Below are 14,156 nucleotides of genomic sequence, written 5' to 3'. Positions count from 1 at the left end.
GTCACAGGGTGCATTCCCACGCAGAGCGTGGGAACGATCAGTCGATCAGTGGCTATTAACCCGGCTGCCAGCCGCCGCCGAGTGCGGTCAAAAGTCCCACGCTCGCCTGCAACTGCCGGGTCTGCACCGCCTGCAACGTTCTCTGTGCCTGCAACGCGGCGGTTTGGGCGGTGACCACGTCCAGGTAACTCACCGCCCCGGCCTGATAGCTGTTCATCGCCAAGGCCTGGGTATGTTGCGCCGCCTCTGCGGCCGCTTGTTCGTCCTCGGCTTGCTGCTGCAAATCCCGCAGTTGCGCGAGGTTATCTTCCACCTCGCGCACGGCTTTCAATACGTGGCTACGGTACTGTGCCGAGGCTTCCTCGAATTCGGCCTTGGCCTGGCGCTCGTCGGCGCTCAAGCGTCCGCCATCGAAGATCGGCAGGTTCATCAGCGGCCCCAGTGCCCAATACCGGTTGCCGGCGGACAGCAGGTTGCCAACGCCTTGGGTCTGTCCGCCCAGCACACCGGTCAAACTGAAATCCGGGAACCACGCCGCCTTGGCCACGCCGATCGTTGCGTTGGCCGCAAACACACGACGTTCAGCTGCGGCAATGTCTGGACGACGCTGCAGCAAGTGGCTGGGCAACTGCGCCGGAATGCTTGGCAACGCCATTAGCTGCGGGCTGGGCGGCAATGAAAAATCACTGGCCGTCACGCCCACCAATTCGCCGATGGCATGCTCGGCGAGGTTGCGCTGGCCACGCACTTCGTCCAGCTGCGCCTTGGCTTCGGCCAGTTGGTTTTGCGCGCGGGTCAGGTCCAGTTCCGACGCAATCTGGCCTTCATAACGGCTGCGGGTCAGTTGCAACGCTTGGCTGAAGTCCTGCAACGACGTGTTGAGGATTCGGCCCTGTGCATCCAGCCCATTGAGCTGCACATACAGGCTCGCCAACTGCTGTTGCAGGCTCAGGCGCACCACCACCAGATCATCAAAGGACGCTTGCGCCTGGGCATCGCCCGCAGCGACCTGGTTGCGGATTCTGCCCCACAGGTCGAGGTCGTAACCCAGGGAGAACCCAGCGGTATTGCTGTTGTACACCGACGGCTGTGTAGTGCCGCGTAGCGGTCGTGAATCCGATTGACGTTGGCGCAGCGGTTGCGCGCTGGCGGTGATTTGCGGGAAAAGGCCCGCGTGCAGTTGACTGGCGTAGGCCTGGGACGCATCGAAATGCGCCAGCGCCGCGGCCAGGTCCGGGTTGGCCTTGAGCAGTTGCTGTTGCAGCGCGTTCAGGCGCGAATCGTTGTAAAGCTGCCACCACTGGGGCGCCAGTTGATCCGACGGTTGCGCGCTGTGCCAGAGGCCATCGCTGGTTTGTTCGCGGTAGTGGGCGGGCAGGTCAATCGACGGCACCGTATAGGTGGGCGCCATCGAGCAACCCTGCAACGCCAGTACCATCAGTGCCGCCAGCGGCTTAAGCCTTGGGCGCATGCGCACCTCCCGAGGCGTCGGCCAGTTGCACCGGGTCGCCTTCGCGCAGGGCGTCGGGCGGGTTGTCGATGATGCGGTCAGCAGGCTTCAGGCCTTGGTCGATCACCAGGCGCTCGCCGAGGTCCAGGCCAATATGAATGTCTTGCAGGTGCACATGGTTGCGACCGTCCAGTACCGCAACCTGGGTGCCCTGGGCGCGGAAGATCAAGGCGCTGGCCGGGATGCTCACGCCATGGGTATCGGCCGGAATCGGCAGGGTGACTTCGGCGTAATCGCCTGGCAGCAGTTCGCCGTTGGGGTTGTCGGCAACGAACTGGGCGAGCAGGGTGCCAGAGCGGCGGTCGATGGCAGTGGAGTCACCGATCAGGCGTGCCTTGAAGTGCTCGCCGGGGTGCTCGGGGACGGTCAGTTCGGCCTCAAGGCCCGTATGAATGACCGCTGCATAGTTCTGCGGCACCGGCACGTACAAGCGCAATTGGTGGGTGTCGGCAATGTTGAACAGTTCCGGATCGCTGGCGTTATCGGCCTTGATCAACTGGCCGATGTCCGTGTTGCGGGCAGTGATGGTGCCAGCGAATGGCGCTCGAAGGGTCTTGTAGCTTTCCAGGGCGCACAGTCGTGCGTAGTCCGCTGCCGCGGCTTCGGTGTTGGCCTTGGCGGCTGCGGCGTTGGAGGTTTTCTCATCGGCGTCCTGGCGCGATACCGAATGGCTGGCCAGCAGGTTTTGCCAGCGGGTCGCCGTGGTGGCTGCCAGGCGTGCATTGGCTTGTTGCTGGATCAGGCGGGCATGGGCCTGGGCCAGTTGTTGGTCGAGGTCTGGGCTGTCGATTTCGGCGAGGATTTGCCCGGCCTTGACCTGGGCACCGATGTCGACTTTCCAGTCCTTCAAGTAGCCGCTGACACGCGCATGGATCGCCGCTTTGCTCCATGCGTCCAGGTGGGCGGGCAGGCGCAGGGTGTCACCGCCGGCGTTTGGCTTGGGTTGGAACACCATTACCTGGGGGACGGCGGCGGCTTCGGTCCAGGCGGTGACCGACTGCTCGTGCAGCGTACGCGCGTGCAGGCCGCTGGCGACTAACAGGGCAGCCAACGTCAGGCCACCGACACCCAGGAGCATCAGACGCTTGCGCGAGGGTTTTTGATCAGGCGACATGGGGCGTTTCTCCAGCAGTTGCGCGAGTAGGATGACGACCGTGGACCTGGCTGAAGACCACGGGAACAAACAACAAAGTGGCGATGGTGGCGAAGACCAGGCCACCGATGACCGCCCGGCCGAGCGGGGCGTTCTGCTCTTCGGAAATGGCCAGGGGCAACATGCCGATGATCATTGCTAGGGCAGTCATGCACACCGGGCGAAAGCGCGTATAGCCGGCTTCCAGCGCGGCTTTCAACGCATCGCCATGTTCGGCCAGGCGCTCACGGCAGAAGCTCACCACCAGGATCGAGTTGGCGGTGGCCACACCCATGCACAAGATGGCGCCGGTGAGTGCTGGCACCGACAACGAGGTGCCACTGAGAAACAGCATCCACACGATGCCCGCCAATGCTGCCGGCAACGCCGTGATGATCACAAAAGGGTCGGCCCATGATTGGAAGTTGACCACGATCAGCAAGTAGATCAGCACCACCGCGCCGAGCAGTCCGAAGCTCAAACCACTGAACGCCTCATGCAGCGCATCGATCTGCCCGTGCAGGCTGATGGTCGCGCCTTTGGGGCGCAGGGACGCAGTGTCATCCAGCACCTTTTGCACATCGCGGGCCACACCGCCGAGGTCGCGGCCTTGCACGTTGGCGTACAGGTCCAGGGTCGGCTGGATGTTGTAGTGGGTCACCACGGCCGGGCTTTGTACCCGGGAGATGGTTGCTACGCCGCCGAGAATTTGCGCCTGCCCATCGGCACCGGTCACTGGCAGCGCTTCCAGGGACGGCAGGCTGTCGAGGCGGTATTGCGGGGTGGCGGCGACGATGGAGTAAGACACGCCGTTGGCCGGGTTGAGCCAGAAGGTCGGCGCGGTTTGCGAGCTGCCGGCGAGGGAGGCGACCATGCTGTTGGTGACGTCACGCTCGGTGATGCCCAGGCCATTGGCGCGCATGCGGTCCACGTTTACTTGCAGCGAGGGGTAGCCGGTGGACTGCTGGATGCGCAGGTCGGCAATCCCCGGTACATGTTGCAAGCGCCGTTCAAGCTCGACGGCATAGGCGCGGTTTTCCGCGTCATTGCGCCCGGAGATTTTGACGTCCAGAGGGGCGGGAGCGCCGAAGTTGAGGATCTGGCTGCTGATGTCGGCGGGCAGGAACGCAAAGTGGCTGCCGGGGAAACTTTGCGGCAGGGCTTCACGCAGTTTTTTCACATAGTCGGCGGTGGGCGCGTGGTGCGTTTTCAAGCTGACTTGAATATCGCCATCTTGCGGGCCGATGGTGCCGCTGCTGCTGTAGGCCATGTCGATGCCGCTGAGCGGAATGCCGATATTGTCGACGATGGTGTCCAGTTCTTCGGCCGGGATGACCTCGCGGATCCGCTCTTCGATGCGGTCGAACGCCGCGGCGCTTTCTTCGATGCGCGTGCCCAGTGGCAAGCGCACATGCAGGGCCAAGGCACCCGCATCGGTGGCCGGGAAAAAGTCCTGGCCCAGGCTCGGCAACAGCAGGAACGACGCGAGTACGCAGGCCAGGAACCCGACAATAAAGCGCTTGCGTGCGCCCAGCGCCAGCGTCAGCAGGCCATGGTAGGTGTCGCGGATATTGGAAAAGTGTCGTTCGAATCCCTGTTGAAAATTCAGCACCGATTGCAGCAACGCATTGCGCGGCCTCACGTGCTGTTCACCCTCGTGGTGATTGATGAATGCATCTTCCGGATGATGCCCCGCGCCTGCCTCCGGCCTATGTGGTTTGAGCAAATACATCGCCAGCGTCGGCACCAGGGTACGCGAGAGAATGAACGAACTGGCCATGGCAAAGATCACCGCCAGCGCCATTGGCCGGAACAGGTAACCGGCGATGCCTTGCAGCAAAAACATCGGCACGAACACGATGCAGATGCACAACAGCGAGACGAAAGCCGGGCCGACGATTTGCGCGGCGCCGTCGAGAATCGCGGCCTTCACCGCCTTGCCTTGCTCCAGGTGCCAGTTGATGTTTTCGATGGTCACCGTGGCGTCGTCCACCAGGATGCCCACCGCCAACGCCAGCCCGCCCAATGTCATCACGTTGAGGGTTTGCCCACTGACGGCCAATAGCGCGATGGCCGACAGCACTGCCAGGGGAATCGACGCGGCGATGATCAAGGTCGAGCGCCAACTGCCGAGAAACAGCAGGATCATCGCACTGGTGAGCAGTGCGGCAATGATGCCTTCCTGGGCCACGCTGCCCACCGATTGCTTGACGAACACCGAGGCATCGCCCAGCAGCGAGGTTTTCAGCGACGGTGGCAAGGTTTCGTTGATGCGCGGCAGCATCTGCCGGATACCGTCGATGATCGACAGCGTGGAGATGCTGCCGTTTTTCAGCGCCGGCATCAGCACGGCGCGATGGCCGTCGACCCGCACGATATTGGTTTGCGGTGGTGAACCGTCGCGCACATGGGCCACTTGGCCGATGGTGATCAGCGCACCGTCGACGGTCTTGATCGGCAAGTCGTTGAGCTCATCAATCGCCTTGGGGCTGTTGTTGAGCAGGATCGTGTATTCGTTGGGGCCGAGCTTGGCGGTGCCCACCGGGATGATCTGGTTCTGCAGCGCCAGGGCGTTGCCCACGTCCTGGGCCGACAAGCCTTTGGCGGCCAGGGCTTGAGGGTCGAGGTCGAGGGTTATCTGCCGTTGCTTGCCACCCATTGGCGTGGGCATGGCCAGGCCGGGCAGGGCGCTCAAGGGCAGGCGGATATTGTTCTGCACCAGGTCGCGAATTTTGGCTTCCGAAAGGCTGGGGCTGGAGAACGCCATTTGCAGGATCGGCACCGTGGAGGCGCTGTAGTTGAGGATCAGCGGCGGTGTGATGCCCGGTGGCATTTGCTTGAGCACGGTTTGTGACACCGCCGTGACCTGGGCATTGGCGGTACGGATATCTACGCCAGGCTGGAAGAAGATCTTGACGATGCCCATGCCGGGCAACGATTGCGACTCGATATGCTCGATGTCGTTGACGGTGGTGCTCAGGGAGCGTTCGTAGGTGTAGATCACCCGGCCGGCCATGGCGTCCGGAGACAGGCCGTTGTACTGCCACACCACGGCGACCACGGGAATGCCGATATCGGGAAAAACATCCGTGGGCGTGCGCAGGGCCGCCATCGGCCCGATGATGCAGATGAATATAGCCAGCACGATGAAGGTGTACGGCTTGTGCAGTGCGGTCTTTACCAGCCCGAGCATGCGTGAGTCTCCGAGAAGAGCAGGATTGCAAACCCCGGCAGTCTTGACCGACCCACCTAACACGCACCTTTCAGCCAGGTGAAGGAAGTTTTAGTCAAGGGCTGAAGATACTTTCATAGGGATTCATTTGTTCCAGGAAGGGCGGCTCATCAAGCTTGTCAGCCATCGGATACGAGCTTTTCATTCATGCCCTTTGGAGCCCTGTCATGTCACTCAAACCACTGTTGTTAGTTCCCGTCCTTGGCTTTGTCTGTTTACTGTCGGCCTGCGCCGGCCCGATCCCCAAGGCGGACCCCAGCGAAGCCTGGATCGGCTTGCAGGAAGAAGCGCCGAATGACCTGATGGCCGAGCGTGTCGATGGCAAGCGGGTGGACGATGGGCGCTATTTTGAGGTGACCCCGGGTGACCATCGCCTGGACGTGACTTTATTTGAAGACGAGCCGGGTGATGACAACCAGCAGGACTGCCAGGGCCGCATCGAGTACAAGCATTTCAAGGCAGGTGAGCACTACACCCTGGTGGAGTCGAGCCTGGGCACCACGGTGCGCGCGTCTCTTGAGGACGGCCACGGCAAGGAAATTGCCGCGACCCAGGACTTCAATTGCATGCCTGGCTAGGCGTGATGCGCCGTCGCCTTGTGCGGTACTGCAGGTGCAGCAGGTTTGACGTGGGGGTGATGATGCCGGCGCGTCACGCGCATGACTCCCCACAGCATGGCGGCGGCGACGGCCAGCCAACCACAGATCAACAGGAAAATCGTTGTCGCAAGGCTCATTCGGGCCTCCTTTCGCCCACTTGGGGCACACACAGTCTTCTCAATGGACAGTCTAGTCAGCTGGCGGTTGCCTGCTATTGACCAATGGTCGAGTCGGTCCAACTTCTTTGCTCTATCAGCGCCGCTTTACTGAGCCAGTGGGCTATACCGGCGGGGCGGGGCGCCCTATGATCGGAGGCCTTTACCGGCAGTTGATCAAGAGAGTGAAAAAATTGCGCTTACGGTCGAACCTTAAAACCTCCTTGCTGCTCGCCGCTGCCCTTGGGCTGGCGGCCTGTGCCAGCAGCACACCATCGAAACTGCCAGGCTTGCCGGAGCGCGTTGAACTCACTGGCGTGCCGACCTTTCGCAGCGAGGCTTATCAGAGCGGTCCTACGGCACTTGCCAGCATGCTGTCGCAACAAGGCATTGTCATGACACCGGGTTTGCTTGATAAACCGCTGCACCTGCCCGGCGCCGAGGCGGACCTTGAGCGCAACATGCAAGTGTTGGCACGTGAATACGGGCTGATGGTGTATCCACTGGAGGCCAAGCTGACCGCCGTGCTGGCGCAGGTGGCGGCGGGTTACCCAGTGATGGCGCGGATCAACGCCAGTTATTGGTCCGGGGCGCGCTATGTCGTGGTGGTGGGGTTCAACCAACAGAAGAGTACGGTGCTGTTGCGCTCTGGCAACGAGCGCCGGCTGATCATGCGCTTCAGCGACTTCGAGTCGGCGTGGGCGAGCGCGGGCCATTGGGCCATTCTGACCCAGCGCCCGAGCCAGTTGCCGGCCAATGTGGACGTGCAGCGCTGGCGCGAAGCGGCCAATGCCACGGCGCAGGCGGGGCAGGAGCAAGCGGCGGCCCAAGCGCTCAAGGTGTTGGCAGAGAAGAAGTGAAGCTCAAATAGTGTGGGAGCGGGCAAGCCCGCTCCCACACTAAAACCGTTGCTTATCGACGCACTTCCGCAGCGGTCGCTCGGTTCTTGAGGTTTTTATCGGCCTTGTAACGCAGCGCCACATCCGGCACTGCGCCGCCTTTGCCGGTCTCGACCCAGCTACGAATACGGCTGGCATCGGCAAAATGGGTGAACTTGCCAAAGGCATCCAGAATCACCAGCGACACCGGGCGATTGCCCATGCTCGTCACCAACACCAGGCAATGGCCGGCCTGGTTGGTGAAGCCGGTCTTGGTCAGCTTGATATCCCAGTTGGCGCGGTTGATCAGGTGATCGGTGTTGGAGAAGCCCAAGGTGTAATTAGGCTTGCGGAACGACACGGTCTTTTCCTTGGTGGTGCTCAACTGGCTCAGCATCGGAAACTTGCGCGCATAGGCCAGCAGCTTGCTCAGGTCGCGGGCGGTCGACACGTTATGGATCGACAGGCCGGTGGGCTCCACGTAGTGGGTGCTGGTCATGCCCAGGGACTTGGCCTTGGCGTTCATCGCGGCAATGAAGGCCGCGTAACCGCCTGGATAGTGGTGGGCGAGGCTGGCGGCGGCGCGGTTTTCCGAAGACATCAGCGCGATCAGCAGCATTTCCTTGCGTGGCATCTGGCTGCCGATCTTCACCCGGGAGAACACGCCTTTCATCTCGGGCGTGTCGGTGATGTTGATGTCGATGTACTCGTCCATATTCTGCTTGGCTTCGAGGACGATCAGGCCAGTCATCAGCTTGCTCACCGAGGCGATAGGTACCACCACGTCAGGGTTGCTGGAATAAATGACTTTATTGGTCTGCAAGTCGACCAGCATGGCGCTGCCGGAGGCGATCTGCAGCTTGGAGGCGTCACGCGGGGCCAGGGTGGATTCGGCGGCGTGGGCGAAGGTGCCTGTTAACGCAAAAAACAGGCTGACAATAGAAAGACGAATTTTCACGCGGATGAACTCGCTAAAAAGTAAGGAAATGCCGTTGTAGAACGGGTCTTAAGACAAATGACGTTACATTTTAGGAGTATGGATGAAGAACTGTCGAATGTTCTTCTAGAACCAGACGAAAGTGCCTAAAAACTAAGAAAAAACGGTTTTTTTACGGGCAATAAAAAGCCCTGCGCTAAGGCAGGGCTTTTTCATCACCTCTGGTTATTAACCGTGCAGCGTTTCCGCTGCATATAAGGTGTTTTCCAGCAAGCAGGCCCGGGTCATCGGCCCGACACCACCGGGGACCGGCGTGATCCAGCCTGCTCGGGGCAGGGCGGTTTCATACACCACGTCGCCCACCAACTTGCCGTCTTCCTGGCGGTTGATACCCACGTCAATAACGATGGCGCCTTCCTTGATCCACTCACCCTTGACCAGGCCCGGCTTGCCGGCGGCGACTACCACCAGGTCGGCACGGCCGACGTGGCCGGCGAGGTCCTTGGTGAAGCGATGGGTGACGGTCACGGTGCAGCCGGCCAGCAGCAGCTCCATGGCCATCGGGCGACCGACGATGTTCGATGCGCCCACCACCACAGCGTCAAGGCCGTACAGGTCGACACCGGTGCTTTCCAGCAGCGTCATGATGCCTTTAGGCGTGCATGGGCGCAGCAGGGGAATGCGTTGGGCCAGGCGGCCGACGTTATAAGGGTGGAAACCGTCGACGTCTTTGTCCGGGCGGATGCGCTCAAGCAGTTTGGAGGCGTCCAAATGCTCTGGCAGCGGCAGTTGCAGGAGGATGCCGTCCATGCCCGGGTCATCGTTGAGGCTGTCAATCAGGTCGGTCAGGGCCTGTTGAGTGGTGTCCGAAGGCAAGTCGTAGGCCTTGGAAATAAAGCCGACCTCTTCACAGTCTTTACGCTTGTGCGAGACATAAACCTGAGAGGCAGGATCGCTGCCGACCAGGATCACCGCGAGGCCAGGCGTGCGCAGGCCTTGCTGGCTGCGCTCGGTGACTCGTTTGGCGATCTGCTGGCGCAGGCTGGCGGCGATTGATTTGCCGTCGATAAGTTGTGCAGTCATTACGCGTGATTAACCATCGAGAGGGGGAAGAAAAGTGCGCGCATTCTCGCATGCCAAGGCGCGAGGGCAAAGGCGCTTGGTCTGCAAATTGCCCTAACCCCTTAAATAAAATCAGTTTTTTTCAAAAAAGATTTGACGGGTTTCCAGGGCATCTATACTATTCGTCGCACTTGTCGGGCACAGCCTAGCACTGGTTAAGAAGGTCGAGCAGAATAGTTGTACTGCAAGGCTGGAAGCACTTAGTTTGTAATCCTCCAAGAGTACAGATTAATAAGGCGCCCGTAGCTCAGCTGGATAGAGCATCCGCCTTCTAAGCGGATGGTCGCAGGTTCGAGTCCTGCCGGGTGCGCCATTAGGCAGCTTTGGCACAAGTAGCGCTATATGGTGGGCGTAGCTCAGTTGGTAGAGCACGGGATTGTGACTCCCGTTGTCGAGGGTTCGATCCCCTTCGTCCACCCCATATTCTGAAAGGCGCCAGATTTAACAGTCTGGCGCCTTTGCTTTAAGAGCTTCAAGCGCGGATGTGGTGGAATTGGTAGACACACTGGATTTAGGTTCCAGCGCCGCGAGGCGTAAGAGTTCGAGTCTCTTCATCCGCACCAATTAAAGCTTTTCCCGGTCGTCAGGCGGGGCAGGGCTCAACAAAGAAGTGGTTTGGTTTCTTTGTTAACGCAATATGGTGGGCGTAGCTCAGTTGGTAGAGCACGGGATTGTGACTCCCGTTGTCGAGGGTTCGATCCCCTTCGTCCACCCCATATTCGAAAGGCGCCAGATTTAACAGTCTGGCGCCTTTTTTGGTTTTGGCGGTTTGAGATTGGGTGGTTGCAGGTGCTGGGCTGCCCCGGCAGGGCGTGTCGTCGTATTTATGTATCTCGATGATGCCGCGTTGCTTGCTCGCCTTGTTCGCAGGGCGGGCCGTCAGGGAGATGAATGGTTGTTCCTTCTATATATAGAGAGGGGCGGCGCAGAGCCCTGGCGCAATTTGGCTGTATTTGTCACCGGGGCGAGGTACTTCAGTGCTTTCGTACCGATAAATTGCCGGCTGTTTTTCGCGGTGTTTTCAGTAGGGTGACTTCTTGAGTTTGACCCACTAGAATGCATGCCCTTGATTGGGGTCGGAAATGGCCGGCTAATGTCTGTGCAACGAGGAATATCCATGCAAGTTTCTGTTGAAAATACTACTGCTCTCGAGCGCCGCCTGAGCATCACCGTGCCGGCAGAGCGTATCGAGACTGCGGTCAACAAGCGTCTGCAGCAGACTGCCCAAAAGGCCAAGATCGCTGGTTTCCGTCCAGGCAAAGTGCCTATGAGCGAAATCAAGCGTCGTTTTGGTGCCGATGCGCGCCAGGAAGCTGTAGGTGACGTGATCCAGGCTTCCTTCTACGAAGCCGTTGTCGAGCAGAAGCTGAACCCTGCTGGCTCGCCTTCGATCGAGCCCAAGTCCCTGGAAGCGGGCAAGGACCTGGAATACGTTGCCGTATTCGAAGTGTTCCCGGAATTTGAAGTGGCCGGTTTCGAAGGTATCGAAATCGAGCGTCTGAGCGCCGAAGTGGCTGATTCGGACCTGGACAACATGCTGGAAATCCTGCGCAAGCAGAACACTCGTTTTGAAGTGGCCGACCGTGCCGCCCAGAACGAAGACCAACTGAACATCGATTTCGTTGGCAAGGTTGACGGCGAAGTCTTCGCTGGCGGCTCCTCCAAGGGTACTCAGCTGGTGCTGGGTTCCAACCGCATGATCCCTGGTTTCGAAGACGGCCTGGTTGGCGCCAAAGCCGGCGAAGAGCGCGTTCTGAACCTGACTTTCCCTGCTGACTACCAGAACCTGGACCTGGCTGGCAAAGCCGCCGAGTTCACCGTTACCGTCAACAGCGTTTCCGAGCCTAAGCTGCCAGAGCTGAACGAAGAGTTCTTCGCCCAGTTCGGCATCAAGGAAACCGGCATCGAAGGCTTCCGCACCGAAGTTCGCAAGAACATGGAGCGTGAGCTGCGCCAGGCTATCAAGTCCAAGGTCAAGAACCAGGTCATGGACGGTCTGCTGGCCGCCAACCCGATCGAAGTGCCTAAGGCCCTGCTGTCCAACGAAGTGGATCGCCTGCGCGTTCAAGCGGTTCAGCAGTTTGGTGGCAACATCAAGCCTGACCAACTGCCGGCCGAGCTGTTCGAAGAGCAAGCCAAGCGCCGCGTTGTGCTGGGCCTGATCGTGGCCGAAGTGGTCAAGCAGTTCGACCTCAAGCCAGACGAAGACCGCGTTCGCGAAATGATCCAGGAAATGGCTTCGGCCTACCAGGAGCCTGAGCAGGTCGTGGCTTGGTACTACAAGAACGAGCAGCAGATGAACGAAGTACGTTCGGTTGTGCTGGAAGAACAAGTTGTGGATACTGTTCTGCAGAAGGCTAAGGTGACCGATAAAGCGGTCTCTTACGAAGAAGCAGTCAAACCGGCGGAAGCAGCACAAGCCGACTGATTGTCCAACTCGTTGGAAATTCAACCATAAGCCAGCCTCGCGCTGGCTTATGCGTTTTCAAGACATGACTATTTGGGAGTAACTGCAGAGCATGTTCCGTAATTCCTATATTCAGCAGAACTCTGATATCCAGGCCGCAGGCGGCCTGGTCCCGATGGTTGTCGAGCAGTCCGCTCGTGGCGAACGCGCCTACGACATCTACTCGCGCCTGCTCAAGGAGCGAGTGATCTTTCTGGTTGGCCCGGTAGAGGACTACATGGCCAACCTGATTTGTGCGCAATTGCTGTTCCTTGAAGCGGAAAACCCGGACAAGGACATCCATCTCTACATCAACTCACCGGGCGGTTCGGTGACTGCGGGCATGTCGATCTACGACACCATGCAGTTCATCAAGCCAAACGTGTCGACCACCTGTATTGGCCAGGCGTGCAGCATGGGCGCCTTCCTGCTGACCGCGGGTGCCGAAGGCAAGCGTTTCTGCCTGCCGAACTCGCGTGTGATGATTCACCAGCCACTGGGCGGTTTCCAGGGCCAGGCGTCGGACATCGAAATCCACGCCAAGGAAATCCTCTTCATTCGTGAGCGTCTCAACACGCTGATGGCCAAGCACAGCGGGCGCACCCTGGAAGAAATCGAGCGCGATACCAACCGTGACAATTTCATGAGCGCTGAAGCCGCCAAGGAATACGGGTTGATCGACGCAGTGATCGACAAGCGCCCCGCTTAATATAAGCCGCTCAAAATAGGGCTGGTCGGCATGTCCGACCACTGGCGGGCTTGAAAAAGCCCGCATAAGCCTTCATCTTGTGTTGCAAGCCTATCGGATTTGGATCGAACGAATGACTGACACCCGCAACGGCGAGGACAACGGCAAGCTGCTCTATTGCTCCTTCTGTGGCAAAAGCCAGCATGAAGTACGCAAATTGATTGCCGGCCCCTCGGTGTTTATCTGCGACGAATGCGTCGACCTGTGCAATGACATCATCCGTGAGGAGGTGCAGGAAGCCCAGGCCGAGAGCAGTGCGCATAAATTACCTTCGCCTAAAGAAATCAGCGGCATCCTTGACCAGTACGTCATTGGTCAAGAGCGTGCAAAGAAGGTTCTGGCCGTAGCGGTGTACAACCACTACAAGCGCTTGAACCAGCGTGACAAGAAAGGTGACGAGGTTGAACTTGGCAAGAGCAACATCTTGCTGATCGGTCCTACAGGCTCGGGTAAAACCCTGCTTGCAGAAACCCTCGCTCGCCTGTTGAACGTTCCGTTCACCATCGCCGACGCCACCACCCTCACCGAGGCTGGCTACGTGGGTGAAGATGTCGAGAACATCATTCAGAAACTGCTGCAGAAGTGCGACTACGACGTAGAGAAGGCCCAGATGGGTATTGTCTACATCGACGAGATCGACAAGATCTCGCGCAAGTCGGACAACCCGTCGATCACCCGGGACGTTTCCGGTGAAGGCGTGCAGCAGGCCCTGTTGAAACTGATCGAAGGCACGGTTGCTTCCGTTCCGCCACAAGGCGGCCGCAAGCACCCGCAGCAGGAATTCCTTCAGGTTGATACGCGCAACATCCTGTTCATTTGTGGCGGTGCGTTCTCCGGTCTGGAGAAGGTGATTCAGCAGCGTTCCACCCGTGGCGGCATTGGTTTCAGTGCGGAAGTGCGTAGCAAGGAAGAAGGCAAGAAGGTGGGCGAGTCCCTGCGTGAAGTCGAGCCTGACGATCTGGTCAAGTTCGGTCTGATCCCGGAATTCGTTGGCCGTCTGCCGGTCCTGGCGACGTTGGACGAGTTGGATGAGGCGGCTTTGATCCAGATCCTCACCGAGCCGAAAAACGCCCTGACCAAGCAATACGGCAAATTGTTCGAGATGGAAGGTGTAGACCTCGAGTTCCGTACCGATGCGCTGAAATCGGTGGCCAAGCGGGCACTGGAGCGCAAGACCGGTGCACGTGGCCTGCGTTCTATTCTCGAAGGCGTGTTGCTCGACACCATGTACGAAATCCCCTCGCAGTCCGAGGTGAGTAAAGTGGTGATCGACGAAAGCGTGATCGAAGGCAAATCCAAGCCACTGTATATCTACGAAAACAGTGAGCCGGCTGCCAAGGCTGCACCCGACGCGTAAGCGTTCAGCAGTTGCGGTACAAGCAAGGGGCCTCTAGGGG

Annotated in this window: 11 protein-coding genes and 4 tRNA genes; 9 read left to right on the top strand and 6 right to left on the bottom strand. The window is 59.5% G+C overall.

Features of this window, described 5'->3' with window-relative positions:
- Positions 1 to 55 precede the first annotated feature (55 nt).
- The 3 genes from ACP7CZ_RS01715 to ACP7CZ_RS01705 are packed head-to-tail and all read right to left on the bottom strand — an operon-like array spanning position 56 to position 5,835.
- A complete protein-coding gene (locus ACP7CZ_RS01715) occupies positions 56 to 1,471 on the bottom strand; it encodes an efflux transporter outer membrane subunit (RefSeq protein ID WP_294196023.1) in 1,416 nt (471 codons plus the stop codon).
- Entirely contained in the window at positions 1,455 to 2,624 is a 1,170-nt protein-coding gene (locus ACP7CZ_RS01710; RefSeq protein ID WP_034127953.1) for an efflux RND transporter periplasmic adaptor subunit, read from the bottom strand. Before ACP7CZ_RS01710 ends, ACP7CZ_RS01715 begins: the two co-directional genes overlap by 17 nt.
- The gene (locus tag ACP7CZ_RS01705; RefSeq protein WP_294196026.1) at positions 2,614 to 5,835 is read right to left on the bottom strand and encodes an efflux RND transporter permease subunit; all 3,222 of its coding nucleotides are present in this window, start codon (positions 5,833 to 5,835) and stop codon (positions 2,614 to 2,616) included. The genes ACP7CZ_RS01710 and ACP7CZ_RS01705 overlap by 11 nt, the downstream gene beginning before the upstream one ends.
- Before the next feature lie 206 nt (positions 5,836 to 6,041).
- On the opposite strand from ACP7CZ_RS01705, the gene ACP7CZ_RS01700 reads away from it, so the two are divergent.
- Positions 6,042 to 6,452, top strand: a complete 411-nt coding sequence (locus ACP7CZ_RS01700; protein ID WP_034127951.1) for a hypothetical protein — start codon at positions 6,042 to 6,044, stop codon at positions 6,450 to 6,452.
- Here the strand turns inward: ACP7CZ_RS01700 and ACP7CZ_RS01695 are convergent.
- Positions 6,449 to 6,610, bottom strand: a complete 162-nt coding sequence (locus ACP7CZ_RS01695) for a hypothetical protein (protein ID WP_294196029.1) — start codon at positions 6,608 to 6,610, stop codon at positions 6,449 to 6,451. The two genes, ACP7CZ_RS01700 and ACP7CZ_RS01695, sit on opposite strands and share 4 nt — an antisense overlap.
- A 212-nt stretch (positions 6,611 to 6,822) precedes the next feature.
- Between ACP7CZ_RS01695 and ACP7CZ_RS01690 the strand changes: the two genes are divergently transcribed.
- Complete coding sequence (locus ACP7CZ_RS01690) at positions 6,823 to 7,488, top strand: peptidase C39 family protein (protein WP_057975025.1); 666 nt, start codon at positions 6,823 to 6,825, stop codon at positions 7,486 to 7,488.
- Positions 7,489 to 7,540: 52 nt separating this feature from the next.
- On the opposite strand, the gene pbpG is transcribed toward ACP7CZ_RS01690, so the two are convergent.
- Together pbpG and folD are read right to left on the bottom strand one after the other, a co-directional pair.
- Positions 7,541 to 8,464, bottom strand: a complete 924-nt coding sequence (gene pbpG / locus ACP7CZ_RS01685) for a D-alanyl-D-alanine endopeptidase (RefSeq protein WP_236455073.1) — start codon at positions 8,462 to 8,464, stop codon at positions 7,541 to 7,543.
- Between the two features lie 207 nt (positions 8,465 to 8,671).
- The gene (gene folD / locus ACP7CZ_RS01680; RefSeq protein WP_003192259.1) at positions 8,672 to 9,526 is read right to left on the bottom strand and encodes a bifunctional methylenetetrahydrofolate dehydrogenase/methenyltetrahydrofolate cyclohydrolase FolD; all 855 of its coding nucleotides are present in this window, start codon (positions 9,524 to 9,526) and stop codon (positions 8,672 to 8,674) included.
- A gap of 275 nt (positions 9,527 to 9,801) precedes the next feature.
- Here folD and ACP7CZ_RS01675 point away from each other — a divergent pair.
- The 7 genes from ACP7CZ_RS01675 (at position 9,802) to clpX (ending at position 14,116) form a co-directional block, all read left to right on the top strand.
- Positions 9,802 to 9,878 (top strand) — tRNA-Arg (locus tag ACP7CZ_RS01675).
- 32 nt (positions 9,879 to 9,910) lie between these two features.
- Positions 9,911 to 9,986, top strand: a tRNA-His gene (locus ACP7CZ_RS01670).
- A 57-nt stretch (positions 9,987 to 10,043) separates the two neighbouring features.
- A tRNA-Leu gene (locus tag ACP7CZ_RS01665) sits at positions 10,044 to 10,128 on the top strand.
- 77 nt (positions 10,129 to 10,205) lie between these two features.
- Positions 10,206 to 10,281: transfer RNA gene (locus ACP7CZ_RS01660), tRNA-His, on the top strand.
- Between the two features lie 401 nt (positions 10,282 to 10,682).
- Positions 10,683 to 11,993 (top strand): trigger factor, encoded by a 1,311-nt coding sequence (gene tig / locus ACP7CZ_RS01655; protein WP_034127949.1) that lies wholly within the window; start codon positions 10,683 to 10,685, stop codon positions 11,991 to 11,993.
- Positions 11,994 to 12,084: 91 nt separating this feature from the next.
- Positions 12,085 to 12,720: an ATP-dependent Clp endopeptidase proteolytic subunit ClpP gene (gene clpP / locus ACP7CZ_RS01650; RefSeq protein ID WP_003192255.1), complete on the top strand. Its 636-nt coding sequence runs from the start codon at positions 12,085 to 12,087 to the stop codon at positions 12,718 to 12,720.
- Positions 12,721 to 12,832: 112 nt separating this feature from the next.
- Entirely contained in the window at positions 12,833 to 14,116 is a 1,284-nt protein-coding gene (clpX, locus tag ACP7CZ_RS01645; protein ID WP_003192254.1) for an ATP-dependent Clp protease ATP-binding subunit ClpX, read from the top strand.
- The last annotated feature ends 40 nt before the right edge of the window (positions 14,117 to 14,156 follow it).

The organism is Pseudomonas sp. DWP2-2 (genome assembly GCF_049897065.1).
Lineage (GTDB): Bacteria > Pseudomonadota > Gammaproteobacteria > Pseudomonadales > Pseudomonadaceae > Aquipseudomonas > Aquipseudomonas paracarnis.
Note: the sequence above shows the minus strand (reverse complement) of the source record. Positions and strands in the feature narration are given on the sequence as shown.